The 26,356-nt window shown below is 56.8% G+C and carries 26 protein-coding genes; 5 read left to right on the forward strand and 21 right to left on the reverse strand.

What is annotated here, in order from left to right; genetic code table 11:
* The first annotated feature begins 93 nt into the window (after positions 1-93).
* Positions 94-1,368, forward strand: coding sequence for a tyrosine--tRNA ligase (gene tyrS, locus K7H21_RS12495; protein ID WP_004119522.1), 1,275 nt, complete (start codon positions 94-96; stop codon positions 1,366-1,368).
* 61 nt (positions 1,369-1,429) lie between these two features.
* Positions 1,430-2,290, forward strand: a complete 861-nt coding sequence (gene pdxY / locus K7H21_RS12500) for a pyridoxal kinase PdxY (RefSeq protein WP_049114137.1) — start codon at positions 1,430-1,432, stop codon at positions 2,288-2,290.
* Positions 2,291-2,337: 47 nt separating this feature from the next.
* On the opposite strand, the gene gstA is transcribed toward pdxY, so the two are convergent.
* The 13 genes from gstA to blr all read right to left on the reverse strand — a co-directional run bounded on the left by gstA (position 2,338) and on the right by blr (position 13,953).
* The gene (gene gstA / locus K7H21_RS12505; protein WP_049114135.1) at positions 2,338-2,943 is read right to left on the reverse strand and encodes a glutathione transferase GstA; all 606 of its coding nucleotides are present in this window, start codon (positions 2,941-2,943) and stop codon (positions 2,338-2,340) included.
* Between the two features lie 108 nt (positions 2,944-3,051).
* Positions 3,052-4,557, reverse strand: a complete 1,506-nt coding sequence (gene dtpA, locus K7H21_RS12510) for a dipeptide/tripeptide permease DtpA (RefSeq protein WP_049114134.1) — start codon at positions 4,555-4,557, stop codon at positions 3,052-3,054.
* A 597-nt stretch (positions 4,558-5,154) separates the two neighbouring features.
* The gene (gene nth / locus K7H21_RS12515) at positions 5,155-5,790 is read right to left on the reverse strand and encodes an endonuclease III (protein ID WP_004119532.1); all 636 of its coding nucleotides are present in this window, start codon (positions 5,788-5,790) and stop codon (positions 5,155-5,157) included.
* 1 nt (position 5,791) lies between these two features.
* A complete protein-coding gene (locus K7H21_RS12520; protein ID WP_004119536.1) occupies positions 5,792-6,490 on the reverse strand; it encodes an electron transport complex subunit E in 699 nt (232 codons plus the stop codon).
* A gap of 3 nt (positions 6,491-6,493) precedes the next feature.
* On the reverse strand, positions 6,494-7,114 hold the full coding sequence (gene rsxG, locus K7H21_RS12525; RefSeq protein WP_004119539.1) for an electron transport complex subunit RsxG: 621 nt from the start codon (positions 7,112-7,114) through the stop codon (positions 6,494-6,496).
* Positions 7,115-7,124: 10 nt separating this feature from the next.
* On the reverse strand, positions 7,125-8,177 hold the full coding sequence (rsxD, locus tag K7H21_RS12530; protein WP_049114131.1) for an electron transport complex subunit RsxD: 1,053 nt from the start codon (positions 8,175-8,177) through the stop codon (positions 7,125-7,127).
* Positions 8,178-10,145 carry an electron transport complex subunit RsxC gene (gene rsxC, locus K7H21_RS12535; RefSeq protein WP_223035827.1) on the reverse strand — a complete coding sequence of 656 codons (1,968 nt, stop codon included), beginning with the start codon at positions 10,143-10,145 and terminating at the stop codon, positions 8,178-8,180.
* Entirely contained in the window at positions 10,138-10,716 is a 579-nt protein-coding gene (gene rsxB, locus K7H21_RS12540; RefSeq protein ID WP_223035828.1) for an electron transport complex subunit RsxB, read from the reverse strand. The genes rsxC and rsxB overlap by 8 nt, the downstream gene beginning before the upstream one ends.
* A complete protein-coding gene (gene rsxA, locus K7H21_RS12545) occupies positions 10,716-11,297 on the reverse strand; it encodes an electron transport complex subunit RsxA (protein WP_004102633.1) in 582 nt (193 codons plus the stop codon). Before rsxA ends, rsxB begins: the two co-directional genes overlap by 1 nt.
* Before the next feature lie 77 nt (positions 11,298-11,374).
* A complete protein-coding gene (locus K7H21_RS12550) occupies positions 11,375-11,815 on the reverse strand; it encodes a DUF2569 domain-containing protein (RefSeq protein WP_004119552.1) in 441 nt (146 codons plus the stop codon).
* Between the two features lie 79 nt (positions 11,816-11,894).
* Positions 11,895-12,110, reverse strand: coding sequence for a transcription modulator YdgT (gene ydgT / locus K7H21_RS12555; protein WP_004134363.1), 216 nt, complete (start codon positions 12,108-12,110; stop codon positions 11,895-11,897).
* A 219-nt stretch (positions 12,111-12,329) separates the two neighbouring features.
* Complete coding sequence (locus K7H21_RS12560) at positions 12,330-13,700, reverse strand: GH1 family beta-glucosidase (protein WP_004119554.1); 1,371 nt, start codon at positions 13,698-13,700, stop codon at positions 12,330-12,332.
* A 103-nt stretch (positions 13,701-13,803) separates the two neighbouring features.
* Positions 13,804-13,953, reverse strand: a complete 150-nt coding sequence (blr, locus tag K7H21_RS12565; RefSeq protein ID WP_004119556.1) for a division septum protein Blr — start codon at positions 13,951-13,953, stop codon at positions 13,804-13,806.
* Positions 13,954-14,130: 177 nt separating this feature from the next.
* Here blr and K7H21_RS12570 point away from each other — a divergent pair, with 177 nt between their 5' ends.
* The gene (locus tag K7H21_RS12570) at positions 14,131-15,171 is read left to right on the forward strand and encodes an oxidoreductase (RefSeq protein ID WP_223035829.1); all 1,041 of its coding nucleotides are present in this window, start codon (positions 14,131-14,133) and stop codon (positions 15,169-15,171) included.
* Between the two features lie 69 nt (positions 15,172-15,240).
* Here K7H21_RS12570 and add read toward each other — a convergent pair whose 3' ends face one another.
* The gene (gene add, locus K7H21_RS12575) at positions 15,241-16,242 is read right to left on the reverse strand and encodes an adenosine deaminase (RefSeq protein WP_004119571.1); all 1,002 of its coding nucleotides are present in this window, start codon (positions 16,240-16,242) and stop codon (positions 15,241-15,243) included.
* 272 nt (positions 16,243-16,514) lie between these two features.
* Between add and metQ the strand changes: the two genes are divergently transcribed.
* Positions 16,515-17,327 carry a methionine ABC transporter substrate-binding lipoprotein MetQ gene (metQ, locus tag K7H21_RS12580; protein ID WP_049113693.1) on the forward strand — a complete coding sequence of 271 codons (813 nt, stop codon included), beginning with the start codon at positions 16,515-16,517 and terminating at the stop codon, positions 17,325-17,327.
* A 76-nt stretch (positions 17,328-17,403) separates the two neighbouring features.
* On the opposite strand, the gene yedF is transcribed toward metQ, so the two are convergent.
* The 5 genes from yedF to malX all read right to left on the reverse strand — a co-directional run bounded on the left by yedF (position 17,404) and on the right by malX (position 22,231).
* Entirely contained in the window at positions 17,404-17,637 is a 234-nt protein-coding gene (gene yedF / locus K7H21_RS12585; protein WP_004134369.1) for a sulfurtransferase-like selenium metabolism protein YedF, read from the reverse strand.
* On the reverse strand, positions 17,634-18,845 hold the full coding sequence (gene yedE, locus K7H21_RS12590; protein WP_223035830.1) for a selenium metabolism membrane protein YedE/FdhT: 1,212 nt from the start codon (positions 18,843-18,845) through the stop codon (positions 17,634-17,636). Before yedE ends, yedF begins: the two co-directional genes overlap by 4 nt.
* A 188-nt stretch (positions 18,846-19,033) precedes the next feature.
* The gene (ydfZ, locus tag K7H21_RS12595; protein WP_004119580.1) at positions 19,034-19,237 is read right to left on the reverse strand and encodes a putative selenium delivery protein YdfZ; all 204 of its coding nucleotides are present in this window, start codon (positions 19,235-19,237) and stop codon (positions 19,034-19,036) included.
* Positions 19,238-19,419: 182 nt separating this feature from the next.
* The gene (locus tag K7H21_RS12600; RefSeq protein WP_223035890.1) at positions 19,420-20,592 is read right to left on the reverse strand and encodes a MalY/PatB family protein; all 1,173 of its coding nucleotides are present in this window, start codon (positions 20,590-20,592) and stop codon (positions 19,420-19,422) included.
* 46 nt (positions 20,593-20,638) lie between these two features.
* Positions 20,639-22,231 (reverse strand): maltose/glucose-specific PTS transporter subunit IIBC, encoded by a 1,593-nt coding sequence (malX, locus tag K7H21_RS12605; protein WP_049103411.1) that lies wholly within the window; start codon positions 22,229-22,231, stop codon positions 20,639-20,641.
* A gap of 174 nt (positions 22,232-22,405) precedes the next feature.
* Between malX and K7H21_RS12610 the strand changes: the two genes are divergently transcribed.
* The gene (locus tag K7H21_RS12610) at positions 22,406-23,434 is read left to right on the forward strand and encodes a Mal regulon transcriptional regulator MalI (protein WP_004851407.1); all 1,029 of its coding nucleotides are present in this window, start codon (positions 22,406-22,408) and stop codon (positions 23,432-23,434) included.
* Positions 23,435-23,459: 25 nt separating this feature from the next.
* On the opposite strand, the gene K7H21_RS12615 is transcribed toward K7H21_RS12610, so the two are convergent.
* Together K7H21_RS12615 and manA are read right to left on the reverse strand one after the other, a co-directional pair.
* Positions 23,460-25,022, reverse strand: a complete 1,563-nt coding sequence (locus K7H21_RS12615) for a YdgA family protein (protein WP_223035831.1) — start codon at positions 25,020-25,022, stop codon at positions 23,460-23,462.
* Positions 25,023-25,120: 98 nt separating this feature from the next.
* Positions 25,121-26,299, reverse strand: a complete 1,179-nt coding sequence (gene manA, locus K7H21_RS12620; protein ID WP_142470057.1) for a mannose-6-phosphate isomerase — start codon at positions 26,297-26,299, stop codon at positions 25,121-25,123.
* Positions 26,300-26,356 lie beyond the last annotated feature (57 nt).

Raw genomic sequence — 26,356 nt, forward strand, 5'->3', positions numbered from 1 at the left:
GCAGCTTGAATAATTTTGCGTAGATGTTTTTTTCGCGTCTGGCGAAAAGTCGTGTACCGGCAGAGGTGCAGTCGTTTATAGATGGAGAATTTGATGGCAAGCAGTAACTTGATTAAACAATTGCAGGAGCGGGGGCTGGTAGCCCAGGTGACGGACGAGGAAGCGTTAGCAGAGCGACTGGCGCAAGGCCCGATCGCGCTCTATTGCGGCTTCGACCCTACCGCCGACAGCTTGCACTTGGGGCATCTTGTTCCATTGTTATGCCTGAAACGCTTCCAGCAGGCTGGCCACAAGCCGGTTGCGCTGGTGGGCGGCGCGACGGGGCTGATTGGCGACCCGAGCTTTAAAGCCGCTGAGCGTAAACTGAACACTGAAGATACCGTGCAGGAGTGGGTGGATAAAATCCGCAAACAGGTCGCGCCTTTCCTCGACTTTGATTGCGGGGATAACTCGGCCATTGCCGCGAATAACTACGACTGGTTTGGCGGCATGAATGTGCTGACCTTTCTGCGTGATATCGGCAAGCACTTCTCTGTAAACCAGATGATCAACAAAGAAGCGGTGAAGCAGCGTCTCAACCGCGACGACCAGGGCATCTCTTTTACCGAGTTCTCCTACAACCTGCTGCAGGGGTACGACTTTGCCTGCCTGAACAAGCTGCACGGCGTGGCGCTACAAATCGGCGGTTCTGACCAATGGGGCAACATTACCTCCGGTATCGACTTGACCCGTCGTCTGCATCAGAACCAGGTCTTTGGCCTGACCGTTCCGCTGATCACCAAAGCCGACGGCACGAAATTCGGTAAAACCGAAGGCGGCGCGGTGTGGCTGGATCCGAAGAAAACGAGTCCGTACAAGTTCTACCAGTTCTGGATCAACACCGCGGATGCCGATGTTTATCGCTTCCTGAAGTTCTTCACCTTTATGGACATGACCGAAATCAATGCCCTGGAAGAGGAAGACAAAAACAGCGGTAAAGCACCGCGCGCCCAGTATGTGCTGGCTGAGCAGGTGACCCGTCTGGTGCACGGCGAAGAAGGACTGGTGGCGGCAAAACGCATTACCGAGAGCCTGTTCAACGGTAACCTGAGCGATCTGAGCGAAGCCGATTTTGAGCAGCTGGCGCAGGATGGCGTGCCGATGATCGAAATGGAAAAGGGAGCCGATCTGATGCAGGCGCTGGTGGATTCTGACCTGCAGCCGTCCCGCGGCCAGGCGCGTAAAACCATTGCCTCCAACGCGGTGACCATTAACGGCGAAAAACAGTCCGACCCGGAATACGTATTTGTCGATGCCGACCGTCTCTTCGGGCGCTATACCTTACTGCGCCGCGGTAAGAAAAATTACTGTCTGGTCTGCTGGAAGTAATTGCGTAAAGGCAGGGGCGTGGGAAACCGCGCCCCTTATTTTTTGCTCTCAGGTAATCAAGATGAAGAATATCCTCGCCATCCAGTCCCACGTTGTGTTTGGCCATGCGGGCAACAGCGCCGCTGAATTTCCGATGCGCCGGCTTGGCGCCAACGTCTGGCCGCTTAACACCGTACAATTCTCCAACCATACCCAATACGGAAAGTGGACCGGCTGCGTCATGCCGCCGGCGCATTTAACGGAGATTGTTCAGGGGATTGCTGACATTAACCAGCTGCAGCGCTGCGACGCGGTATTAAGCGGATATCTGGGTTCGGCGGAGCAGGGCGAACATATTCTTGGCATCGTGCGCCAGGTGAAAAGCGCCAACCCGGCCGCGAAATTTTTCTGTGACCCGGTGATGGGCCACCCTGAAAAGGGCTGCATCGTGGCGCCTGGCGTCGCGGAGTTTCACGTGCGCTATGCGCTGCCGGCGAGCGATATTATTGCGCCAAACCTGGTTGAGCTGGAGATCCTCTGCGGGCACCCGGTGGCAAACGTTAAAGAAGCGGTTTTAGCCGCGCGCGAGTTGATTGCTCAGGGGCCGGAAGTGGTGCTGGTGAAGCATCTCTCACGCGCCGGGCTCAGTATGGATCGTTTTGAAATGCTGCTGGTCACCAGTCAAGAAGCCTGGCACATCAGCCGTCCGCTGGTGGATTTCGGCATGCGCCAGCCGGTGGGCGTCGGCGATGTCACCAGCGGGCTGCTGTTGGTTAAGCTGCTGCAGGGCGCGAGTTTGCGTGATGCGCTGGAGCACGTCACCGCCGCGGTGTATGAAATCATGCTGGCGACAAAAAATATGCAGGAGTATGAGCTACAGGTCGTGGCGGCTCAGGATCGCATTGCCCAGCCGGAGCACTACTTCAGCGCCACGCAGCTTTAAGGCGCGTGTAAACCACTTGCCCGACCGGCGTCGGGCAAGCATCAGCGTTACTTCAGCCCTTCAGCCTCAAGGGCGGCGGCAACAGCGGGACGCGCGGCAACGCGCTTCATCCAGACTGCAATATTGCTATAGCCTGCCATATCCAGCTTCACGGCGTACGCCCAGCGCAGCACGGTGAACAGGTAGCCATCGGCGATAGTGAAACGATGCCCGTTAATCCACTCTTTATCTTCCAGACATTCATTCACGTACTGCATTTTTTTATCCAGCAGCGCGCGGGCGACAGGTTTGTAGTCTTCCGGCGTATCGGGGCGAAACAGCGGGGTAAAGCCTTTATGCAGTTCCGTCGCCACGTAGTTTAGCCACTCCAGCGTTTGATAGCGGGCGATGCTTCCCACCGGTGCCAACAGCTGGCGGTCCGGCACGCGATCGGCGATATATTGCATAATGGCCACGCCTTCCGTCAGCAAAATATCATCGTCCAGCAGCAGCGCCGGCACCTGACCTTTCGGGTTTACCAGCAGATAATCATCCCCGTTTTCGAGACGTTTTTTCATTACGTCAACGCCCTGCAGGGTGAAGTCCAGGCCGCTCTCGCGTAGCGCGATATGCGAAGCAAGAGAACAAGCGCCGGATTTGTAGAACAGTTTCATCGGTAACTCCTCGTGGCTGCGGTTTTCTGTATGTTAGTCCGCCCAGGGGCAAAAAAAAACCGCTAACAGCGCGTTAGCGGTTTAAAGTTTTGGGTTTTCCCGGTGAGCTTAGGCCGTAGCGGTATCGCTGGCTTTTGCCGTTTTATCATCGTCCTGGGTCATGCGGTTCAGCTTCGGCGCCGTCAGCAGCATCAGGATGGCGATAATGCCGGTGGCGACACCGATGTGCAGGAATACGCGACCGTAAACTTCCAGCGACATCAGCGGGTCAGTTACGTTATCCGGCACCGCCATCATGTTGGCGACGTAGCCGCCGATCAGGTTGGCGCCAGCGGTAGTCAGGAACCAGCTGCCCATGATGAAGCCCATCAGACGCTGAGGAACCAACTGCGCAACCATCGCCAGACCCAGGCCGGAGATCATCAGTTCACCGATACTTTGCAGGCCGTAGCTCATAACCAGCCAGCTGACGTTCACGATACCTGCGTCGGTGGCAAACTTAGCGCCCAGCGGCAGTACGAGGAAGGCGCCGGAACAGAGGACCATACCAATAGCAAACTTCATCGGCATCGGCAGGGTATCGCCCATTTTGTTGTAGATAGCGGCCAGAATCGGGCTACCGATAATGATCCAGAATGGGTTCAGCGCCTGGTACTGCTCAGGCTCGAAAGCGATGCCCAGCAGAGAGTGTTCAACGTTGCGAATCGCAAAGAAGTTAAGGGAGGTCGGCATCTGGCTATACAGAACAAAGAAGATAATCGCCTGCAGCATCAGGATGAACGCGACGATCATTTTGCGCCGCGCGGCGCCCTGCATTGCGAAGGCTTCTTTAGCGAAAATAACGATAATACCCAGCGCAACCACGCCCAGCGCCATACGTGCAATACCCTGGTTGTGCAGCAGCCAGGTTGCAATTGCGATGAGAACCACCACGCCAACGATTGTCGCCAGCAGCTTGCCTACCTGCAGCGGGGCGAAGTCAGGCTTCGAGCCGTACTGTTTAACCCAGCGCTGGCAGAAAGTGAAGTTGACAATGGTGATTACCAGGCCGACAAAGCTCAGGGCGAAAGCGACGCTCCAGCCGAACTTTGCCGCCAGCCACGGCGTGGCCAGCATAGAGAAGAAGGAACCGATGTTGATGGACATGTAGTACATGGTAAATGCACCGTCCAGACGCGGGTCGTTCTTTTCATAGCAGGTTGAGAGCAGGGAAGAGGGGTTAGCCTTAAACAGGCCGTTACCGACGGCAATGGTCGCCATACCTATATAGACGATGCCCGCATCGTGCCCGGACCACGCTACCAGGCCATAGCCGATGGCCAGAACAATGGCACCGAGCATAATGACGCGCTTGGTGCCCAGCACCTTGTCGCCCAGCCAGCCGCCAATCGCCACCAGGCCGTAGACCAGGGCGCTAAAGGAGGAGAACAGGGTGATAGAATCCGCTTCTGACATACCCAGTTGTTTAACCAGGTAAACGGCCATGATCCCTTGCAGGCCGTAGAAACCAAAACGCTCCCATAGCTCAATCGAGAAGATGAGATAGAACGATCGTGGTTGTTTGAAAGCATTCAAGCTGACGCTTTCGGTTGGTTTATTGTTTGCAGTCGACACAAATACCTCTTTTTTTACATCCCATATTAACGGGGGGTGCTCGGGGCGCAATCTTCTCAGACCGCCGCCTTTATAGTTATTCTGGAGGGAAAACGGCAGGTAATGTTCACTATCCTGCTCCTTCAGGCAATAGCTTTGCAATAATCTGTTACACATATTTTGTGCGGAATAATACACCGCATACTCAAATGTTATTCAGAGTTAAATATCAAGGTTTAGTGAATGGAAGCGTTTTTATCTGCCATAGTGGAAAATTTTTCGTATAAAGGCGATATGTTCTGCTGACTGCGCTTGCATCCAGTGATATAGCCCATAATCCTAAAAATTGATGGGTTATTGTGTTGTTATTTAAGTTGAGGGTATTTGAATCAGCAGGTTTGGGTACAATTGAGTTAACAATTATTCAACAACAAAATGACCAAGTGATCCCGATCACAAATGTATAGAAATTTTGACTCTAAAAAAAATGAATAACCTGGCTGATGATTATATAACCGCATAATCACCCGCAACCGGGGCGAAACCATGGCGTGAATGTCGATAAAGCCGGGGGGAGGCAGAGTCATCTCTCCGGTAGGACAATGACTCTGCGCGTCGTCAGGAATAGACCTTCTCTTTATACTCGCAAAGATCTTCTATCAGGCAGGAGCCGCAGCGGGGTTTGCGGGCAATACACGTATAACGACCGTGCAGGATTAACCAGTGGTGGCAGTCGACTTTAAATTCCGCCGGAACCACCTTTAACAGCTTTTCTTCCACCTGTTCCACGTTTTTACCGGGCGCAAATTGTGTCCGATTACAAACGCGGAAGATATGCGTATCGACGGCGATTGTCGGCCAGCCGAAGGCGGTATTCAGCACCACGTTTGCCGTTTTGCGTCCCACACCGGGAAGCGCCTCAAGGGCCGCCCTATCTTCCGGCACTTCGCCATTGTGTTGTTCAAGCAGGATCCGGCAGGTCTTGATAACGTTTTCGGCTTTACTGTTAAACAGGCCGATGGTTTTGATATACGTTTTCACTCCCTCAACGCCCAGCGCCAGCATGGCCGCTGGCGTATTGGCGACCGGATAGAGTTTTGCCGTAGCTTTGTTGACGCTGACGTCGGTGGCCTGCGCTGAGAGCAGGACGGCGATCAACAGTTCAAACGGCGAGTTAAAATGCAGCTCCGTGGTGGGGTGCGGGTCGTTATCCCTGAGCCTGGTGAGGATCTCCAGGCGTTTACTCTTATTCATCCTATGCTTTTCCCGTCACATCAGACGGCGCAATGAGATCGGCTTGCGCCGCTTTGGTTTTGCGCTGTTTGCTACGTTCATCGATGAGGTATTTTACCGCCAACATCATGCCGAGGCCAATAAATGCGCCCGGCGGCAGCATCGCCAGCAGGAACGGCGTATCGGTATGGAATACTTCAATGCGCAGAACTTTAGCCCAGCCGCCGAGCAGGCTATCGGCACCGTCAAACAGGGTGCCGTTGCCGAGAATTTCGCGCATTGAACCGAGCACAAACATTGCGCATGTCGCCCCCATCCCGATGGAGAATCCGTCCAGCGCCGAGAGCGCCGGGCCTTTTTTCGCGGCAAAGGCTTCCGCGCGGCCAACCACGATACAGTTGGTGACGATCAGCGGGATAAAAATCCCCAGAGACTGATAAAGGCCGAACGCGTAGGCGTTAATCAGCATCTGCACGACGCTCACTACCGAAGCGATGATCATCACGTAAATAGGGATACGGATTTCCGCCGGCGTCCAGCGACGCAGGCTGGAAATGGTCAGGTTCGTCAGGGTCAAAACCAGCGTCGTCGCCAGCCCAAGGCCGAGAGCGTTGGTGGCGGTAGAAGTCACGGCGAGCAGGGGACACATCCCCAGCAGTTGAACAAGCGCGGAGTTGTTTTTCCACAACCCCTGAACAATAACGTCTTTAACTTCGCTCATGGTCTAGTCTCCACAGGGAGTGAATGCGGAAATCTGCGCGGGCAGCGTTTGGGCGTACAGGCCCGCGCGCCTGACGGCGTTGACCACCGCGCGAGGGGTAATAGTGGCCCCGGTGAACTGGTCGAAATCGCCGCCGTCTTTTTTCACGGCCCAGTGGCTGTCGTCTTGCCCATGGATCGTTTTACCAGCAAAGAAGGTGATCCAGTCGGAAATTCGGAGCTCGATTTTGTCGCCCAGGCCCGGTGTTTCATGGTGTTCGGTGACGCGGGTACCCAGCACGGTGCCTCTAAAATCGGCGGCTACCAGCAGCTGAATGGCGCCGGAATAGCCGTCCGGCGCGGTGGCTTCCATCACCGCAGCAACCGGCTTCTCGCCGTCCTGCGCGATCCATACCTTATGCTGGCCCTTGCCCAGCTCCGGCGCGCTAACCTGATAACAGCTTTTCAGCAAATCGTTATTGTAGAGAGCGGCTGGCATCACCTGGTCGAATAGGGCTTTTTGCTGCTGGGCGGCCTGGTCTTCAATGGTACTTTTGGTCAGCTCGTTAATCGCTGCCGTCAGCCCGGTTGAACCTGCGGCGAAGAGTGCCAGCGTGATACCGTGTTTGCGCATGCTTTGTAACATGTTCGGGTCCTCAGCGGTGGCCGTACGCGCGCGGGCGCGTGTAGTAATCGATCAACGGAACGGTGATATTGGCCAGCAGGACGGCAAAGGCCACGCCATCCGGGTAGCCGCCAAAGCTGCGAATCAACCATACCAGTACTCCCGCCAGCGCGCCAAAGATCAGGCGTCCGCGATTGGTGGTAGAGGCGGTCACCGGATCCGTCAGGATAAAGAAGGCGCCGAGCATGGTTGCGCCGGAAAGCAGATGTATCTGCGGCGAGGCGAGGCTTCCTGGGGAGAACAGCCATCCCAGGGTGGCGCAAACGGCGAGGCTCAGCAGGAAGCTCAGCGGAATATGCCAGCGGATAGCCTTCTGCCACAGCAGGAACAGACCGCCCGCGAGCCAGGCCACGTTAACCCACTGCCAGCCGAGACCGGCGAGCTCGCCGCCGTAGATCGGATACTGGAGGATCTCGCCAACCGGATGGCCGGCGTGAAGCGACGTTTTAAAGGTATCCAGCGGCGTGGCCTGACTGATACCGTCAATGCCTGTTCGCAGGCTGTTCATATCCCCACCAGTCGCCGTATGGCCGGTGAAAATCATCCACAGCGCGTCGCTAAAACCTGGAACATGGGCGGCTATCTCATGCGGCGGAAGCCAGGAGGTCATCTGGACCGGGAAGGAGATGAGCAGTACGACATAGCCGATCATAGCCGGGTTAAAAGGGTTGTGGCCGAGGCCGCCGTACAGCTGCTTGGCGATGATGACCGCGAACGCGGTCCCCAGCACGACCATCCACCACGGGGCGAAAGGCGGGATACTGATGGCCAGCAGCAGGCCGGTCAGCAGCGCGGAGTTATCGGCGAGGATCGCGGGAATATTTTGTTTGCGCAGTTTAAGGATGGCCGCTTCGGCTCCCCACGCCGTAAGGGCGGCAAGGATAATCTGCAACACGGTACCCCAGCCGAAAAACCAGGTCTGCACCGCGATGCCGGGTATCGCGGCGAGCAGCACCAGCAGCATAATCCGCGAAGTCTGGCGCTGATTGTGGGTATAAGGGGAACTTGCGATTCTGAAAACCATTTAATCCTCGTTAACTGCCTGCCGGGATGCTTTCCGGGCCTGAACGCGGGCGATTGCTTCAGCGACTGCCGCTTTGCGGGCGTCGTCATTGGCTGCCGACGGGGGAACTGCTTGTTGCTGCTGTTCGGCTTTGCGCGCTTTCGCTCGGGCGATAGCGGCCTCGACGGCGGCTTTGCGCGGATCGGCGGCCATCGGTTGTTCGGCGGCGGCATCTACCGCCGGAGCCATCTGCTGTTCAGCTTTACGCGCTTTCGCTCGGGCGATAGCCGCCTCGACGGCGGCTTTGCGCGGATCGGCGGCTGCCGGTTGTTCGGCGGCGGCATCTACCGTCGGAGCCGTCTGCTGTTCAGCTTTACGCGCCCGGGCCTCGGCCTTGCGGGCTTCGCGGGCGGCGATGGCTTCGCTGTTATCCGGTTTGGCGCCGGAGAGCACGATAATCGGCTGCGCCGCGTCACGCTGTTTTTCACGCACCCGGGCAAGGGCGGCGTTAATTGCGTCCTGATCCTTCGCCGCAGGCTGGACCGCGGCCTGCTTATGACGTTCCAGACGCGCCGCTTTATCGCGCTCAAGGCGAGCCTGACGCGCCTCAAAGCGAACTTTGGCCTCTGCGGCGCGTTTCTCTTCTTGCGCGATCGCGGAGATCTCGGCCTTCTCCTGGCGGAAGTACTGCACCAGCGGAATATTGCTTGGGCAAACCCAGGCGCAGGCGCCGCACTCAATGCAATCTGCGAGATTATGGCTAGTGGCTTTGTCGTGCTGCTGGCCTTTGCTGAACCAATAAAGCTGCTGCGGCAGAAGATCGGCAGGGCAGGCGTCCGCGCAGGCGCTGCAGCGGATGCAGCCTTTTTCCTCTTCCGGCTCGCCCAGTTCGCTCGCCGACGGCGCCAGCAGGCAGTTGGTAATTTTCACTACCGGCACGTCGAGCCACGGCAGGGTGAAGCCCATCAGCGGGCCGCCCATAATCACCATCGGGTCAGCGCTCGGGCAGAAACCGGCATCTTTTAGCAAATGGCTGACCGGGGTGCCGAGACGCGCCCAGACGTTGCCCGGACGCGAGACCGCTTCGCCGGTTAGGGTAACGACGCGCTCCGTCAGCGGCTCGCCGTCAATTACCGCCCGTTTCACCGCGTAGGCGGTGCCGACGTTTTGCATCAACACGCCGATATCAGAGGATCGTCCGCCGTGGGGCACCTGCTTGCCGGTGAGGATTTGCGTGAGCTGTTTCGCGCCGCCGGAGGGATATTTGGTTGGGATCACCCGCAGCGACATTCCGTGCGTATCGGCTAATACCGCGCGCAGCATCGAAATCGCCTGCGGTTTATTATCCTCGATGCCGATCAGTACCTGACCAGGCTGCAGAATATGGGCAAGGATACGAATACCCTCAACGATTTGCGCCGCGCAATCCTGCATTAGACGGTCATCGGCGGTGATGTAGGGCTCGCACTCGGCGGCGTTGATAATGAGTGTGTCGATTTTATCGCCGCCGCCGCGCAGCTTGGCGCCGGTCGGGAAACCCGCGCCGCCCAGTCCGGCCACGCCAAACTGGTGAATACGTTCAATCAGCGCTTCGCGGGATTTATTCTGATAATCGTTCCAGCCATCGCGCTCAATCCAGCGGTCTTCGCCATCGGCATCAATAATGACGCTCATTTCCGCCAGCGCGGAAGGGTGGGCGGTAGAGTGGGGGGCGATGGCCGCCACGATCCCGGACGTTGGGGCGTGCACCGGCAGCATTCTGCCCCAACCGCGGGTCAACGCCTGGCCGCGCAGGACGCGATCGCCCGGCTGCACGCACAGTTCACCTTCCGTGCCGATATGCTGTTTTAGCGGGATGACGAAACGCTGCGGCAGCGACACCTGACGCAGCGGGGTACCGTTGGACTGGGTTTTCATCTCTGGCGGATGGATGCCGCCGTTGAAGTCCCAGACTTTATCTTTGCGAAAAGCGGAAAATAACTTAAACATGTTGTTCCACGGGAATAATGCGTACCGGGATGGTCTGAAGATCCCATTTCCAGGTTTCTGTCGTCGCTGCTACCGGGTGCAGTTCAATACATTGCGTTGGACAAGGCGCGACGCAAAGATTACAGCCGGTACAGAGATCGCTCATCACCGTATGCATGGCGCGAGTGGCGCCGACGATGGCGTCGACCGGGCAGGCCTGGATGCATTTTGTGCAGCCGATGCAGTTCGCTTCGTCTATCGTCGCCAGCATGCGTACAGGTTCGGCTTCTTGCGCGTCGCCGTCTACCAGCTGCGGATCGACGTTCAACAGCTCGGCGATTTTAAGCATTACCGCTTCGCCGCCGGGGGCGCAGCAGTTGATTTTCTCACCCTGGGTCCCCACTGCTTCCGCGTAGGGGCGACAGCCGGGGTAGCCGCACTGGCCGCACTGGCTCTGCGGAAGCAGGGCATCAATTTTTTCCACCACCGGGTCATCTTCCACCGCAAAACGGCGGGAGGCGTATCCCAGAATTAAGCCGAAAATTAGCCCCAGTAGGCTAATGGCGACCACGGCTATCCAGACAGCGTTCATTACAACTTCACCAAACCGCTAAAGCCCATAAAGGCAAGAGACATTAAACCTGCGGTGACCAGCGCAATGGCGTTACCACGAAACGGCGCCGGCACATCCGCGACTACCAGGCGCTCGCGAATAGATGCGAAAAGCACCATCACCAGCGAAAAACCGACCGCGGCGGCAAAACCGTACAGCGCTGATTGCAGGAAATTATGCCCAAGGTTTATATTTAGCAGCGCCACGCCGAGCACCGCGCAGTTGGTGGTGATCAGCGGCAGGAAGATCCCCAGCAGGCGATACAGCGCCGGGCTGGTTTTACGCACGACCATCTCGGTAAACTGCACCACCACGGCGATGACCAGGATAAAGGCCAGCGTGCGCAAATAGACCAGATCCAGCGGGATAAGGATCCAGGTATCAATTAGCCAGGCGCAAATAGAGGCCAGCGTCATCACAAAGGTGGTGGCGAGCCCCATTCCCATAGCGGCTTCCAGCTTTTTGGAAACCCCCATAAACGGGCACAGTCCAAGAAACTTCACCAGCACGAAGTTGTTAACAAGAACAGTGCCAACAAAGAGCAGTAAATAATCAGCCATCATTCGACCTGAAATAGAAAAAGCCGTCTATTATCGAATAAATCGATACCGGCGACAACAGGTTAACTGTGTGGTTATTACGGATTCACAAAGGTCCGTTTAACCCGAGCAGAACGCCTGAAATAGGGTGCAAGCAGCGCAGCGGCGAGAAGGGGGAAAAGCAGCTGGCGCAGCGCGAGCGCGTCAGAAATCGGGGAAAAGGCAAAGGCTTTTACCGCCAGCAGCAGCGTGATCAGCAGCCAGATGATGTAGTGTTTCGGCACACCTTTCCGCCGCTTAAAAAAGGCGATGGTCAACCACAGCGTGTAGTACCACATGGCGATGGCAAAAGCTAAGGAAGCAATCCACAGAGCGAGATGTTCGGCACTCATATTGCCCAGCAATGTATAAGTCTGGGAAGAGATCAGAGCCTTAGCAAAAAAAAGCAGCGACAATGAGGCGCTAAGCAGGGCTACCAGGAGCCATGCCAGCGGCGCCAAAAGCCATCCGCCAATACGTTCCACAGAGTCAGAGGACATTATTACTCCCAAATTCAACGCCAGTTATAAATAAAAGCAGGGCGGAAGTATAAGCAACTGGCGTGAATGATGACAGTCTTTATTGCACGTAGCGCCACACGGACTTGGGCACTTCGCCGATGTTGAACAATTTGCCGCCAGAAACCAGCTCCGCCCGGCGATGGTCGGCCGCGCGATACATGTTGACGATCTCTTCGTTATCGGTCAGGGAATAGTTAAGATGATCAAAAAGTTTTTCCAGACTTTCCAGCGAACTGATTTTACGAAATTTTAATAAGTAGTCCTGAACGGTCATTTGCGTATCCATTTTATAATCGGAATAAATTAAGTTGAATATACCCATATCGAGTAAACCTGTTCTCAACCGGCAGTTCCTTTTTAAGATAAACTGTATGGAATTATTTCGGTTGTAAATACCTGTGACAAGAACAGACGATGTTTCCGGCCTGGTAAAAATAAATTTAGGAGTATTCCAGAACTAAATCAGGCGCCGGAAGGCGCCTGGGAGAGAAGATTAACGCTGTTCGCCTCGGCTGGCAATAACGTTTTGGTACCAGAAAAAGCTCTTTTTCCGTTTACGCGCCAGATTTTGCTGGTGATCGACATAAACGAACCCGTACTGTTTTTTATAACCGTTCAGCCAGCTCAGCAGGTCAATAAAGGACCAGGGGTAGTAGCCGCGCACGTCGGCGCCAAGTTCCAGCGCTTTTTCCAGCGCCGTGATATGGCTGCTGAGGTAGTCAATTCGCGGGTCGTCGACGATTTCGCCATCGATAATGGGGTCTACCGCTCCCAGCCCGTTTTCGGTGATATAGATCGGAATATCACCGTAGCGCGCTTTAATCATCATGATCCCGTCGGTTAAGCCCTGAGGCCAAATTTCCCAGCCCCATTCGGTATAGGTGCTTTGCGGGTTGCGCACGAAGTAGAAGAGCCCGTCAACTCCCGGCTCGCCGCCGGTCGCGACTTCAGGAGGCTGCGCCGACACGGTTTCACGACGGTAGTAGTTCAGGCCGATAAAGTCACAGCGGTTGTCATGCAGTAGCGCGTCGTCTCCCGGTTCAAAGACCGGAACCCCCCACAGCGCCTGGGTCTGCTGCAGTAGATCTGCGGGATAGCCGCCTTTTAATACCGGATCGTAGAGCCAGTGGGTATGAATGGCGTCCGCCATCTCTGTCGCCCGCTTATCTTCCTCACTGTCGGTTAGGGCAGTGTGCGGCTGCAGCACGTTGACAAATCCTATCTCCCCCGCGACGGCCATTTCACGAAACGCTTTGACCGCCAGCGCATGGGCGATAAAGACATGGTGGCAGGCCTGAATGGCTCGAGCGGGGTCCCGCACCGCAGGGGGATGGATGCCGTTAATATAACCGTGGCCAATAAAAACGATCGTCTCGTTAAAGGTGGCCCACAGTTTGACGCGAGAGCCAAAACGTTGATAGCAAAGACGCGCGTACTCAGCGAAGGCTTGCGCCGTGCTGCGCGCCTCCCAGCCGCCTTCATCCTGAAGCGCCTGGGGAAGATCCCAGTGGTACAGGGTAATCATCGGCTCAATGTTATGCGCCAGCAGTTCGTCAATCAGGTCGCTGTAGAATTGCACACCCGCCTCATTCACCACGCCGCGGCCGGTGGGCAGCAGGCGGGGCCATGAAATAGAGAAGCGATAGCTTTGCAAACCCATTTCCGCCATCAGCGCCACGTCTTCGCGAAAACGATGGTAGTGGTCAACGGCGACGTCACCGGTCGTCCCCTGATACGTGGTGCCAGGAAGGTGGGAATAAGTATCCCAGATAGAAGGGCCTTTGCCGTCGGCATCGTGTCCGCCTTCAACCTGCCAGGCTGCGGTAGCGGCGCCCCATAAAAAGTGTTGCGGAAATCCGGACATGAAAAAACTCCTTATCGATTGATAAAGAGAGTGTAATCAATGCGTGTGCAACTATGCAACCGGTTTCAGAAACCGGTTGCATAGTTGCGAAGCGGGTCACTGTTTATTTCGACAGCGGCTTCGTCTGAACAACATCAACGGAAGGCGGGGACTGGTAGTTATCAATATGATGAGCGATAACTAAAAGCAGGGCCGAAACGCCCAAAACAATCCAGCCAATAAGTTCTACAATACGGTTAAAAACGTTTTCCATAACACTACTGCTAATTGTGAAACCAGACTGAAATGGTACTCAACGACTCAAGTAACGCAAGTGTTACATGATCTTAGCGGCGCAAATGGCGTAAAGCTGAGCACCGTTGCGGGTTAAAAGAGTGAGCAAGCCGCGGCATCAACGCGGCCACCATCTTCTTGTTAAGAGGGCAGAAAAATGAGCGACGCTATCCGGGTAGGATTAATCGGTTACGGCTATGCGAGCAAAACCTTTCATGCGCCGCTCATCAGCGGTACGCCGGGGATGATGCTGGCGGCGGTCTCGAGCAGCGATGAAAAGAAAGTGCTGGCCGACTGGCCTGCGGTGCAGGTGGTGGCTGCGCCGCAAGCGCTTTTTAGCGATCCCAATATCGATCTGGTGGTGATCCCCACGCCAAACGATAGCCATTTCCCGCTGGCGAAAGCGGCACTGGAAGCGGGTAAGCATGTGGTAGTGGATAAACCTTTTACCGTGACGCTGGCACAGGCGCGCGAGCTTGAAGCCATTGCCAAAAGCGAGGGGCTATTGCTTTCGGTGTTTCACAACCGCCGCTGGGACAGCGATTTTCTGACGGTGAAATCGCTGATTAATGAAGGGTTGCTGGGAGAAGTGGTCTATTTTGAGTCGCATTTCGACCGCTATCGACCGCAAGTGCGTCATCGCTGGCGCGAGCAGGGCGGGCCGGGCAGCGGTATCTGGTACGATCTTGCCCCGCATCTGCTTGACCAGGTGGTAAACCTCTTCGGGCTTCCGGTCAGCATGCAGGTCGATCTGGCGCAATTACGGCCTGGCTCGCAGTCCACCGACTATTTTCACGCGGTCTTAACCTGGCCGCAGCGCCGGGTGGTACTGCACGGTACGCTGGTGGCCGCCGCGGAAACGGCGCGCTTTATCATCCACGGTTCGCGCGGAAGCTATGTGAAATACGGTCTTGATCCGCAGGAAGAACGGCTGAAAAGCGGCGAGCGCCTGCCGCAGGAAGACTGGGGATACGATATGCGCGATGGGCTGCTGACGCGGGCCGAAGGCGAGGACATAACCGAAGCGTCGTGGCTGACGCTACCGGGCAACTATCCGGCTTATTATGCCGCCATTCGCGATGCGCTCAACGGGGTCGGCGTTAATCCAGTTCCGGCAAGCCAGGCGATTCAGATAATGGAACTGATTGAGCTGGGGCTGGAGTCGGCCAGGCATCGGGCGACGCTGTCTCTGAATTAGGTCGCTTTGACGAAACGAGGCGGCCAGCCCCTGGCTTAGCAGAACCCCGCGTTGCCACGGGGGTAAACATCAAGCCTGCTGCACGCGCTGAATCAGCGCCGCTTTTTCCTGGGCGCTTAAAAAGGCGAGCTCCAGACCATTTCTCTGCGCCTGGCGAATTTGCTCGCGGCTTAAACCGGCAGCCGGGGCGGCGAAGGTGTATTCGTGGATAATATCGACGCCCTGAACGGCGGGGTCGTCGGTGTTAATGCAGGCCAGCACGCCGTGTTCGAGGAACGTTTTCAACGGATGCTCGGCCAGGGATGGCACGGTACTGGTCTGAATATTGGAGGTCAGGCAGGACTCAATACCGATTCGCTGCGCGGCGAGATAATCCATCAATGCCGGATCCTGCACCGCCTTCACGCCGTGGCCGATACGCTCGGCCCCCAGTTCGCGAATCGCCTGCCAGATGCTTTCCGGGCCAGCGGCCTCGCCCGCATGGACGGTGATGCGCCAGCCGGCATCGCGTGCGCGGCGGAAGTGATCCATAAACAAGTTTCCCGGGAAGCCCAGCTCATCCCCGGCGAGGTCGAGGGCGGTGATGCCATCGCGGTGGGCGAGCAGAGCCTCAAGCTCTTCCTCGCAGGCCGCCTCGCCGAAGGTGCGGCTCAGGATGCCGATCAGGCGGGCTTCAACGTTAAAGTCGCGGCTGCCTTCTTTCACTCCGGCGATCACTGCCTCGACAACGCCAGCAACGGGCAACTGGTGGGTCATCGCCATATAGCGTGGAGAGAAACGCAGTTCGACGTAGTGCAGGCCGTTTCGCGCGGCATCTTCGAGGTTTTCATAGGCGACGCGGCGGCAGGCTTCCAGCGAGGCCAACACTTTTACCCCCCAGTCGAGCTTAGCGAGGAAGCTGACGAGGTCGGGCTCATTGCTGGTGACCTGCACGTGAGGACGTAAAGTATCGAGGGTGTCTGCCGGGAGTGCGAGATTAAACTGGCGGCCAAGATCGAGAATAGTTTGGGCCCGGATATTACCATCGAGGTGGCGATGGATGTCGGTTAATGGCAAAGTTAAATCAATCATGGTCGCACTCTTTTTTTAGTTAAAGTGCGCGCCATTGTACATCAGAACGATAAATGGTTTAAAGGGGAGAAAAATACCGAACAATCCAGGGAAAAACGGTGAGAGGAGGGAAGATTACCCTGTCAAAAAGAGGAATGACCAAATCGCTCATAGCAAAACGCTATTAATCATAGTCAATCAGTATTTAATTTCGCCCGTGAGATTTTCTATAGTCTCAGGCGCTGGTTTTCCTGCAATGAATGGCAGGCAATTTTAAAAAGGATCCTGGGAATATGGTTTTCACGTTAAAAAAAATCGCGGTACCGCTGGTTGTCGCAAGTTCACTACTGCTGGCCGCCTGCAAACCTGGCGAGGACCCCAACCACATCAAGGTGGGCATTAGCGCGGGCGTCGATCAGGAAGTATGGGCGGTGGCGCAAAAAGTGGCGAAAGAGAAATATAACCTCGACGTAGAGGTGGTGACGTTTAATGATTTCGTTCTGCCCAACGAGGCGCTGAATAACGGCGATCTTGATGCCAATGCTTTCCAGCACAGGCCCTATCTGGACAAACAGATCCAGGAGCGCGGCTATAAGCTGGTTCAGGTTGGCACCACGTTCGTTTATCCGATAGCGGCCTATTCGAAGAAAATCACTTCGATCGATCAGCTGCCCGATGGCGCGCAGGTCGCGGTCCCCAACGACCCGACCAACCTCGGACGCTCTCTGCTGCTGTTACAAAAACAGGGCCTGATTACGCTCAAGGATGGCGTGGGTCTGCTGCCCACTTCGCTGGATATTATCAACAATCCGAAAAAGCTAAAAATCATCGAAATCGAAGCGCCGCAGCTGACCCGCGCGCTGGACGACCAGCAGATAACTATGGCGATCATCAATACCACTTTCTCCAGCCAGGTTGGGCTGTCGCCGTCGCGCAACGGCCTGTTTGTGGAAAGCAAAGATTCGCCTTACGTTAATATCTTTGCCAGTCGTATCGAAAACAAAGACAGCGAAAAGGTGAAAAACCTGGTGAAGGCCTACCAGAGCGATGAGGTCGCCGCGGCGGCTGAACGGCTATACAAAGGCGATGCGGTGAAGGGCTGGTAAAGACACTCGGCCAACTCTGACCGCGTGCAGTCACGATTATTGCAGCCGGTAGCGACCCGCTACCGGCTTTTCCAGGCTACTTTTGAATCAAATAGCGGATGGTTGGCCCGTCCTGCTGGATGTCGAGCACGGTGTAGCCGTGGTTTTTGGCATCCAGCGGGATATTGTTAATCGACTGCGGACAGTCGCTGACCACTTCAAGTATCTCGCCTTTCTTCAGCGAAGGCATGGCTTCCAGCGTGGCGATGGCCGGATAGGGGCAGGGTTCGCCAACCATATCGAGGCGATAATCGGGAACGAAAGTTTTCATACGCTTTCCTTAACGGCCGAGGGGACGAGAGATTGGCGGCGGAAAAAACGTTTTTCCCAGCCAATCACCAGAATCAGCGCGATCAGCAGCAGAAGATAGGTCACCAGCAGGCCGCCGAAGGGTCCGAAGGTCGCCAGCAGGTTGATTTTATCCCAGCTTGTGGCCAGCGCCGGGGAGAGCCCGTCCCAGTAGTATGCGAGGATCGTTGAACCGATCACGTTGCCCAGCCCGACCCACCAGTAATGCACCTGACCCTCCACCGCGCGGTACATCCAGCCGGTTTCGCAGCCGCCCGCCAGGACGATGCCAAAGCCAAACAGCAGGCCGCCGATAACCGCATTAGGGCCCGCCCACATGATTTTCGGCTCCATACCCAGCTTCACGTAGCTGAAGATGCCAATAGCGCTGGCGGCCATACCGAAGATAATCGCCTTCGCCATATTGGTGCGCCCGGTGATCCACATATCGCGAAAGGCGGAGCTAAAGCAGATCTGCGCCCGTTCGATAAGCAGGCCAAACCCTACGCCAAACAGCAGCGCCAGGCCGAGCTTCGGCTGGTTCGCCGCGGTGAGCAGGCCCCAGGCGATCATGGCGAAAAAGACCACCATCCCGAGACGGAACCGGCGCCGCGCCTGGTCAGGTTTTTGCGTCAGCGGCGACGCCTGCGATACTTTCTGCATTTTTACCGGAATACGAAAGATGGGCAGTAAGGTAAAGCGCGCGCCGAACCAGGTGCCGATAGCGGTAGCGATGGCGAAGAACCAGGCGTGAAGAGAAAACTGCGGGATACCGGTAAAGAACGCGGCCAGATTGCAGCCCATCGCCAGGCGCGCGCCGAAACCGGCAATGATCCCCCCGGCGACGGCCTGCAGAATGCGGATCCGGCTGCGAGGGAAGCGCAGCTTCACGTTATTCGCCCACAGCGCGGCGGCGAAACAGCCGCCGAACATCCCGATGATCATCATGCCGTCGATACGGGTGAGCGGGGTGCCCTCAAGATGAATGAGTTTATAGTAGCCCCACTCTTCGCTGTGCACGCCGGCGAGCTGCAGCAATTGCCCGCCCCAGCGGGTGAATTCGCCGGTGACGGCCCAGAAAGTGCCGGTAATACCGAAGTAGTAGGTTGAGAGAATACCCGCGGCGATAACGGCGGGTACCGGCGACCAAAATTTAATCAGCCACGCCTGTTTGAACTGTTGCCATGTCATGAAGATGCCTCTGAACTCAGAAGGTATATTACCCGTAGCGGGTAGAAGAGGGGCGATAATACGCGGCTTATTAGCTGAAAACGCTCGATGGGATCAAATTGACCGATAAAGAAAATACAAAAGGCCACACCTGGGTGGCCTTTCACGCCCGCCGATCCGCGGTCAGATCTCGGTGACGGTTTTGGCGATTAGTTAAAGCCCAGGCGAATAAGATTCAATGGGCAATATAATTCCTGATGGCCGTCTATTTCCACGCAATCGGCGCGACGGATCTGCTCCGCCGTTTTACCCTCGGCGTGGATGGCTTTGATGACGCCCGTCGCGCCGCTGTCAGCCACCATAACCATGCTGCCGGTAGAGATAGCGTTACGGTTACGATCGTAGGTGTTCATATTTTTTCCTCCTGGTGAATATTTTGACGGGAATTAAAAACGGCATTTAAATACACCTTTGTGAAATAGCGTTTTTTGAGTCTCGTCAAAATATCGTTTTATTGTGCCGGGAGGACGGATGAGTGAGCGGAGAGTCAGCGGTAGCGGGCAGGCCGCTACCGCGTTGGCGGTCAGCGAAAAAATTAGCGTAGCGAGCCAAGAGCGGCAATTAATCCCTGCACGCCTTTTTCCAGCTTTTCACGTGGACAGCCGGCATTCAGGCGGACAAAACCCTTACCCTCATCGCCGTAGGTGTCCCCCGGCATAATGGCGACCTTCTGTTCCTCAATAAGTGCTTTTTGCAGGGCGCGATCGTCCACCGCCAGCGGGCGCAGGTCAATCCACGCCAGGTAAGTCGCCTGCGGCGGCTGCCAGTTTAGCTCGGGAAATGCCTGATTCAGTTCGCGCGCGATGTAGCGCATATTCTCCTGCAGATAGCCGCGCAGGGTATCCAGCCAGGCGGCACCCTCGCGATAGGCGGCGATATGCGCCACCAGCGCCGGTACGGAAGGGGAAGAGAGGCCATCGCGGGCCTTAAGCGCGTGCAAATAGCTTTCGCGCGCCGCGGGATCGTCAATCAGCCCGTATGCTCCGGTAAACGCCGGAATGTTGAAGCTTTTCGATCCGGAGGTGAACAGCCCCCAGGGGCTGCGCGCCACCTCGCACCACGGGATGTGCTGATGTTCGTCCCACACCATGTCCATGTGGATCTCGTCGCTAATCACCTTTACGCTGTGCTTCTCGCACAGCCGCGCCATGGTTTCCAGCTCTTCGCGGGTCCATACCTTGCCGGTGGGGTTATGCGGACTGCACAGCAGCAGCACGGTATTACGCGGCTCGGCCAGTACCCGTTCCAGCTGCGCCATATCGCAGCGCCACTGATGGTTGTCGAGGGAGAGCGGAACCGCCGCGACGCGCCGCTGGTTGCCTTCAATGGTTTTATAAAAGGCATCGTAGGCCGGAGTGTGCACCACAATACCGTCACCCACAGCCGACCACTGACGAATCATCTCCGCCACCATATAGATAACCGACGGCCCGTAAACAATTGCTTCGCGGTCGATTGGGCTATGAAAACGGCTGGCGAACCAGTGGCTCACCGCGCCGAGGAATTCATCGTTTTTCCAGCGGCTGTAGCCAAAAACGCCGTGCGCCAGGCGTTTGCTGACGGCATCGATGATGCAGGGAGCGGTGGCGAAATCCATGTCGGAGATCGTAAAGGGCAGCAGGTCGGCCGCGCCAAAACGGTCGGCGACGTAATCCCACTGGGTACACCAGGTGCCGTGACGGTCGACCGGCGTTGAAAAATCAAACATCTGCACTTCCTTCATCATGTCCCCTCCTGCACGGAGGGGGCGGAGCCTATGCCTCGACGGTATTCATCAGGACAGCCATTTCATCTTTCACCGACTGCACCTGCGGGCCAATCACTACCTGCAGGTTGTGCTGATTGAGCTGCACCACGCCGATGGCGCGATTCGCTTTCAGCGCGGCGCTGTCGACTTTGCTCATGTCGTTAACCGACAGACGCAGGCGGGTGATGCAGTTATCGAGCGAAACGATATTTTCCGCGCCGCCGAGCGCCGCCAGAATCGCCGGGACGTTGTAGCCTGATTTTCCGGTCACGCCGGTGACGGCCTTTTCGAAGGCACTATTGGTTTCAATATCGCGTCCCGGGGTTTTCAGGTTAAAGCGGGTGATAGCGAAACGGAAGATACCGTAGTAAACCGCAAACCAGATGGCCGCGACCACCGGTACCAGATACCACTTGGTTGACAGACCGTGCAGAATGCCGAACACCACAAAGTCGATAACGTTGCCGTCGGTGTTGCCGATAGTCACGCCCAGAATGGCCATCATGGTAAAGCCCAGTCCGGTGAGGAGCGCGTGGATAACGTACAGCACCGGGGCGACGAACAGGAATAAAAATTCCAGCGGCTCGGTCGTGCCGCCTACCACGCAGGCGATAACGCCGGAAATCAGCAGCCCCTTAATTTTATGGCGGTTTTCCGGGCGAGCGCAGTGGTACATCGCCAGCGCCGCTCCCGGCAGGCCGCCGAGGAAGGCCGGCATTTTGCCTTGCGAGAGGAAACGGGTCGCGCTTTCGGAGAAGCCGTGGGTGGTTGGGCAACTGAGCTGGGCCTGGAAAATCGTCAGCGCGCCGCTGACGCTATGGCCGCAAACGTCCATGGTGCCGCCCGCCTCGGTAAAGCGGATCAGCGCCACCAGAATATGGTGCAGGCCGAAAGGCAGCAGCAGGCGCTCTCCGGTACCGAAAATCATCGGTCCGAAATCTCCCGCGCTATTGATGACGTGGCCGAGGGCATTGATCCCCATGGCGAAGACGGGCCAGATCAGCGGAATGACCAGACCGACCAGGCCGAGAACCACGGTCGTGATAATCGGTACAAAGCGGGTGCCGCCAAAAAAGGCCAGCGCGTCGGGCAGGCGGATATTGTGAAAACGCTCATGCAGCACCCAGACGATGATCCCGGCGATCACCGCGCCGAGGATCCCGGTGTCGATCGATTGAATGCCGATAATATTCTGGATGTTGTTCGCTTTGAGGACGGCGGCATCGGTGGTCGGCAGAATGCCTTTGGCCGTCAGCCAGAAGTTAACCGCCAGATTCATCACGGCATAGCCGACAAAACCGGCAAATGCGGCGACGCCTTTGTTCTCCCGGGCCAGTCCTAGCGGAATAGCGATACAGAACATCACCGGCAGAAAGCTGAAGGCGAAGGAGCCGACTTTGCCCATCCAGATGAATACGGCCTGCAGCAGCGGCACGTCCAGCCACGGCAGGAGAGTCAGGACATCATGGCTGCTCAGAGAGCTGCCGATCCCCAGCATGATCCCGCAAAAGGAGAGCAACGCCACGGGTAACATGAAGGTTTTCCCTAACTGCTGGAAAAACTCCCACAGGGTAATTTTGGTTGCTGTTTTCGCCGTCATAACACGAATCCTGGTTCTTTAAGTTATCGGTAGGATGTAACGCCACGGAAAGATAAAACGTTTTACCAAATTTTAGTGCGATAAAAATCACATATTCTGGCGATAATAACGTTTATAAAGAGAGTATCTTGATAAAACGTTTTATCGACAGCCAAAGGGAGTCGGCCTGCAGTTATGGCTATCGCGAAAAAAATCACCATTAATGATGTCGCCCAGGCGGCGGGCGTGTCGGTCAGTACGGTATCGCTGGTACTGAGCGGCAAGGGGCGTATTTCGTCGGCCACCGGCGAGCGCGTCAATCATGCCATTGAACAGCTGGGCTTCGTGCGCAACCGCCAGGCGGCGTCGCTGCGCGGCGGCCAGAGCGGCGTTATTGGCCTGATCGTCAGCGACTTATCGAAGCCTTTCTACGCGGAAATGACCGCCGGATTGACCGACGCGCTTGAGTCGCAGGGTAGAATGGTGTTTCTCACCCAGGGGGGGCACAGCGGTGAAAAAATGCTCCAGCGTTTTGATACGCTAGTTGCGCAAGGGGTCGATGGCGTGGTGATTGCCGGGGCGATCGACCAGGGGGCGGAGCTGCGCGACCGCGCGGCGCAAGCTGGAATGCCGCTGGTGTTTGCTTCTCGCGCCAGCTATCTCGACGATGTCGACCTTATCCGCCCGGATAATATGCAGGCGGCGCAGATTGTCACCGAGCACCTGATCCGCCGCGGCCATCAGCGCATTGCCTGGCTGGGAGGGCAGAGCTCGTCCCTGACGCGCGCTGAACGGGTAGGCGGCTACTGCGCCACCCTGCTGAAGTATGGCCTGCCGTTTCATAGCGAGTGGGTGCTCGAGTGCGAGTCGAGCCAGAAGCAGGCGGCAGAGGCGATGGCGGCGCTGCTGCGGCAAAACCCAACGATTAGCGCGGTGCTGTGCTACAACAGCGTGATTGCCACCGGGGCGTGGTTTGGGCTGATGCGCGCCGGGCGCCAGAGCGGCGAAGCTGGCGTCGAAAGCTATTTTGAACAGCGGGTCGCGCTGGCGGCCTTTGCGGAGTTACCCGAGGAGGCGCTGGACGATCTGCCGCTGACCTGGGTGACGACGCCCGCCCGGGAGCTGGGACAAAGCCTCGCGGAGTGTATTTTACGGCGTATGGAAGAGGGACAGGGCGCGGCGAGAAACCAGATTATTTCTCCCCGGCTGATTACCCGAAAATAGCCCCTGGGCAGGGGCTATTTGCCGTTTATTGCTGCGGCGCGGCGGGTGGCACCACGTCTTGCGGCGCGTCATCTTGCGGCTGAGTTTCCTGCGGCGCTGCGGGTTCAGATGCGGCGGGAAGCGCTAAACCGAACATTCCGGCAAACTCATCCAGCGGCATTTTCTGTCCGTTCAGCGTCACCTGGCCGTCAGCGTACTGCAGACTTGAGGTGATGGCGTTATCTTCCATGGTGGTGATGCGGAACATCTGCCCCATCGCCGCCAGGCCTTTCACCTGCTGATCCGCAAGCTTAGCGGCGTCGGCGGGCTGATAGCCTTCCAGCCCGGCAATCTGGGTCATAAACGCCGTCGCCATATCCACCGGGATCACCAGCTTGCCGTCGAGCGATTTAACGCTACGATCCACTTCATCCGCCAGCGTCTGCGGCGGGGTGGTGGTCAGCGACGGGTCTTTGAGCAGAATCGAAAGATTCAGGGTGGTTTCCCCCTTCGCATTGCGCCAGCTCAGCGGCGAAATGGTCAGGGACGGGCTGCCTTTCAGCATCATCGGCAGCGCGCTAAAGAAGGTTTGCGTTAACGCCTGCTGATAGAGCTCAGGATTCTGCGCCAGCTGCGGATCCGCCATCAGCGCCTGTGCTTCAGCGTTGTATTTTTGGCTGAACTGATGGAAGGCTGCGCCGTCAATATTGTCCAGCTTCAGCGTCAGCCGGCCGCTGCCGATATCCTGATTTTGCAGCTTGAGGCTGTTGACCGTGTAGTCCAGCTGGCTGTTAATACCTTTACCGTCGGCAGTCAGCGACGAATTGCCGTCAATTTTCATCCCTTCGAACAGCGCCAGCTCTTTGCCTTCAACGCCAATCGCCAGCTTGTCCAGTGAGATAGCCTGTTTACCGATACGTTCGTTGAAGCTGGCCATTTCGGTAGAGCCGTCGGTTTTCAGGTTATTAAAGGTGAGCTGAACTTTCTGGTTGTACTCGTTAACCGCGTTAATCTGCCCGCTACCGGCTTCGCCGGTCAGGCTGAGGGTTTTCCCCTCGCGGTCGGCATTCAGCTGGAATTGCCCGCCGCTGAACGTCACTTTCTCATCGCCTTTCGCGTAATCAAGCGGGTTGAGCACGATAGCCGATTGGTTGTCGCCGCTATAAGCGATGCGGGTATCAATGGTGAACGGCGTTTCGCCTTTAGCGATGTCGAACAACGCCTTGCTGGCGTCGTTATTGGTCAGAGTAGTTTTGACGGACGCCATCGCCGGAGCGAGGTTAAAGGATTTCAGCGAAGCCAGCGGGAAAGGACCGTGATCGACGACTTCATCAAATACCAGAGATTGCCCGGCGGCAAGCCAGCGGGGCTCTTTGCCGGCAATGGGCTTCAGCACCAGCTGTAAGTGGCTGCTGAACAGACCGCGCTGATAGTCCTGATACGTCAGCTCTACGCCAGCCTGCGGCGCGCTGCTTTGCAGCTGGGCATTAGCCTGCTGCACCATATCGGCAATGCGGCTTTCCAGCTGCTTCCCTGTGTACCAGGCGCCGCCAGACCAGACGACGCCCAGCGCGATGATAACTCCTGCTGCGACCAGCGATTTTTTCATAGCATTTGTCCATAAATGAAACCAGGCGGATCGGGCCGCCTGGTTGTGTTGTCATGATGGGTGAAAGTCTAGCAACTGTGGCTAAAAAGTTCAGTAACTTACTGGAGCTTATTAAACACGCGCGCGACGCGGCCGCGCCCGCTGACCTGCACCGGAGATTCATTACAGCCGATAAACGCGGATTCACCCGGCTTCAGCGTCAGGCTCTGCTCGTCTTTGGCGATGACCGCTTCGCCCTCGACGCAGAACAGGATCGCTGCGCTATCCTGGGCGATGGTTGACGGCTGCGTCGACAGGTCGTGCAGAGAGAAGGCAAAATCATCAACTGGGATCGGGAAGTCCAGCTCCGCGCCGCGGCTGACCGGCTGGGTCAGCAGCTCGCCTGCGGGTTTGGGCGTAAATTTCACGTTCGCCACCAGTTCTGGAATATCAATATACTTCGGCGTTAGACCCGCGCGAAGCACGTTGTCCGAGTTGGCCATCACCTCCAGCGCCACGCCCTGCAGGTAGGCATGCGGCGTTTCCGCAAACAGGAACATCGCCTCGCCGGGATTCAGTTTGACCACGTTGAGCAGCAGCGGAGAGAAGAGGCCGCTATCGTCCGGGTAGAACTCGGCGATCAGGCGGATAGTCTGCCAGGGCTCACCCTGCTCGCTGTCCAGCGCTGCCTGCAGCACGCGCAAGGCGTGCGCTTTTTCTTCACCCTTCATATTCAGCAGGCTGGCAAACAGCTGGCTCAGATGCTCGCCGTTCGGCTGCGCGAGGAATTGCGCAATTGCCGGATGGGCGTCGGAGACCGGCTGCAGCAGGTTGACGATATCGGAAAACTCGCGGAAGGCGTTCATGGCGAGGAACGGCGTTAAGGCGAAAACCAGCTCAGGCTTGTGGTTCGGATCTTTATAGTTACGTTCGGCGGCATCAAGCGGGATCCCGGCGGCGTTCTCTTTGGCAAAACCGATTTCCGAGGCCTGCTTATTCGGGTGCACCTGGATAGAGAGCGGCTGTGCGGCGCACAGGACTTTGAACAGGAACGGCAGTTCGCCGAAACGCCCGGCGACTTTCTCGCCAAGCAGGGTCGCTTTATCGCTGTCGATCGCGTCACGCAGAGAACGCGGAGTTCCGCTATTGTCCAGAATCTGCGAGCTGCTCTTCGGATGCGCGCCCATCCACAGCTCCGCCATCGGCAGGTCGTTCGGATTAGCAATCCCATAAAGTTCGGTTAAGGCGGTATGGCTTCCCCAGGCGTAGTTTTGCACTGAGTTAATGAGCTTTTGCATTCTCAATCCCTGTTTCCACTTAATAGTCATGGCACTATTAAACCAGCAATCGACCGA

The sequence above is a fragment of the Klebsiella sp. CTHL.F3a genome (assembly GCF_019890895.1).
GTDB lineage: Bacteria > Pseudomonadota > Gammaproteobacteria > Enterobacterales > Enterobacteriaceae > Klebsiella > Klebsiella grimontii.

What these genes read in the sequence shown, in the direction of transcription:
- add (WP_004119571.1), bottom strand. Translation starts at nt 16,242, where the DNA reads ATGATTGATTTAACTTTGCCATTAACCGACATCCATCGCCACCTCGAT.
- K7H21_RS12550 (WP_004119552.1), bottom strand. Translation starts at nt 11,815, where the DNA reads ATGTCCTCTGACTCTGTGGAACGTATTGGCGGATGGCTTTTGGCGCCG.
- K7H21_RS12600 (WP_223035890.1), bottom strand. Translation starts at nt 20,592, where the DNA reads ATGTTTGATTTTTCAACGCCGGTCGACCGTCACGGCACCTGGTGTACC.
- ydfZ (WP_004119580.1), bottom strand. Translation starts at nt 19,237, where the DNA reads ATGAACACCTACGATCGTAACCGTAACGCTATCTCTACCGGCAGCATG.
- rsxB (WP_223035828.1), bottom strand. Translation starts at nt 10,716, where the DNA reads ATGAACGCTGTCTGGATAGCCGTGGTCGCCATTAGCCTACTGGGGCTA.
- metQ (WP_049113693.1), top strand. Translation starts at nt 16,515, where the DNA reads ATGGTTTTCACGTTAAAAAAAATCGCGGTACCGCTGGTTGTCGCAAGT.
- rsxC (WP_223035827.1), bottom strand. Translation starts at nt 10,145, where the DNA reads ATGTTTAAGTTATTTTCCGCTTTTCGCAAAGATAAAGTCTGGGACTTC.
- K7H21_RS12520 (WP_004119536.1), bottom strand. Translation starts at nt 6,490, where the DNA reads ATGAGCGAAGTTAAAGACGTTATTGTTCAGGGGTTGTGGAAAAACAAC.
- gstA (WP_049114135.1), bottom strand. Translation starts at nt 2,943, where the DNA reads ATGAAACTGTTCTACAAATCCGGCGCTTGTTCTCTTGCTTCGCATATC.
- nth (WP_004119532.1), bottom strand. Translation starts at nt 5,790, where the DNA reads ATGAATAAGAGTAAACGCCTGGAGATCCTCACCAGGCTCAGGGATAAC.
- yedE (WP_223035830.1), bottom strand. Translation starts at nt 18,845, where the DNA reads ATGACATGGCAACAGTTCAAACAGGCGTGGCTGATTAAATTTTGGTCG.
- manA (WP_142470057.1), bottom strand. Translation starts at nt 26,299, where the DNA reads ATGCAAAAGCTCATTAACTCAGTGCAAAACTACGCCTGGGGAAGCCAT.
- malX (WP_049103411.1), bottom strand. Translation starts at nt 22,231, where the DNA reads ATGACGGCGAAAACAGCAACCAAAATTACCCTGTGGGAGTTTTTCCAG.
- pdxY (WP_049114137.1), top strand. Translation starts at nt 1,430, where the DNA reads ATGAAGAATATCCTCGCCATCCAGTCCCACGTTGTGTTTGGCCATGCG.
- K7H21_RS12615 (WP_223035831.1), bottom strand. Translation starts at nt 25,022, where the DNA reads ATGAAAAAATCGCTGGTCGCAGCAGGAGTTATCATCGCGCTGGGCGTC.
- K7H21_RS12610 (WP_004851407.1), top strand. Translation starts at nt 22,406, where the DNA reads ATGGCTATCGCGAAAAAAATCACCATTAATGATGTCGCCCAGGCGGCG.
- ydgT (WP_004134363.1), bottom strand. Translation starts at nt 12,110, where the DNA reads ATGACCGTTCAGGACTACTTATTAAAATTTCGTAAAATCAGTTCGCTG.
- rsxG (WP_004119539.1), bottom strand. Translation starts at nt 7,114, where the DNA reads ATGTTACAAAGCATGCGCAAACACGGTATCACGCTGGCACTCTTCGCC.
- K7H21_RS12560 (WP_004119554.1), bottom strand. Translation starts at nt 13,700, where the DNA reads ATGTCCGGATTTCCGCAACACTTTTTATGGGGCGCCGCTACCGCAGCC.
- rsxA (WP_004102633.1), bottom strand. Translation starts at nt 11,297, where the DNA reads ATGGCTGATTATTTACTGCTCTTTGTTGGCACTGTTCTTGTTAACAAC.
- yedF (WP_004134369.1), bottom strand. Translation starts at nt 17,637, where the DNA reads ATGAAAACTTTCGTTCCCGATTATCGCCTCGATATGGTTGGCGAACCC.
- blr (WP_004119556.1), bottom strand. Translation starts at nt 13,953, where the DNA reads ATGGAAAACGTTTTTAACCGTATTGTAGAACTTATTGGCTGGATTGTT.
- K7H21_RS12570 (WP_223035829.1), top strand. Translation starts at nt 14,131, where the DNA reads ATGAGCGACGCTATCCGGGTAGGATTAATCGGTTACGGCTATGCGAGC.
- tyrS (WP_004119522.1), top strand. Translation starts at nt 94, where the DNA reads ATGGCAAGCAGTAACTTGATTAAACAATTGCAGGAGCGGGGGCTGGTA.
- rsxD (WP_049114131.1), bottom strand. Translation starts at nt 8,177, where the DNA reads ATGGTTTTCAGAATCGCAAGTTCCCCTTATACCCACAATCAGCGCCAG.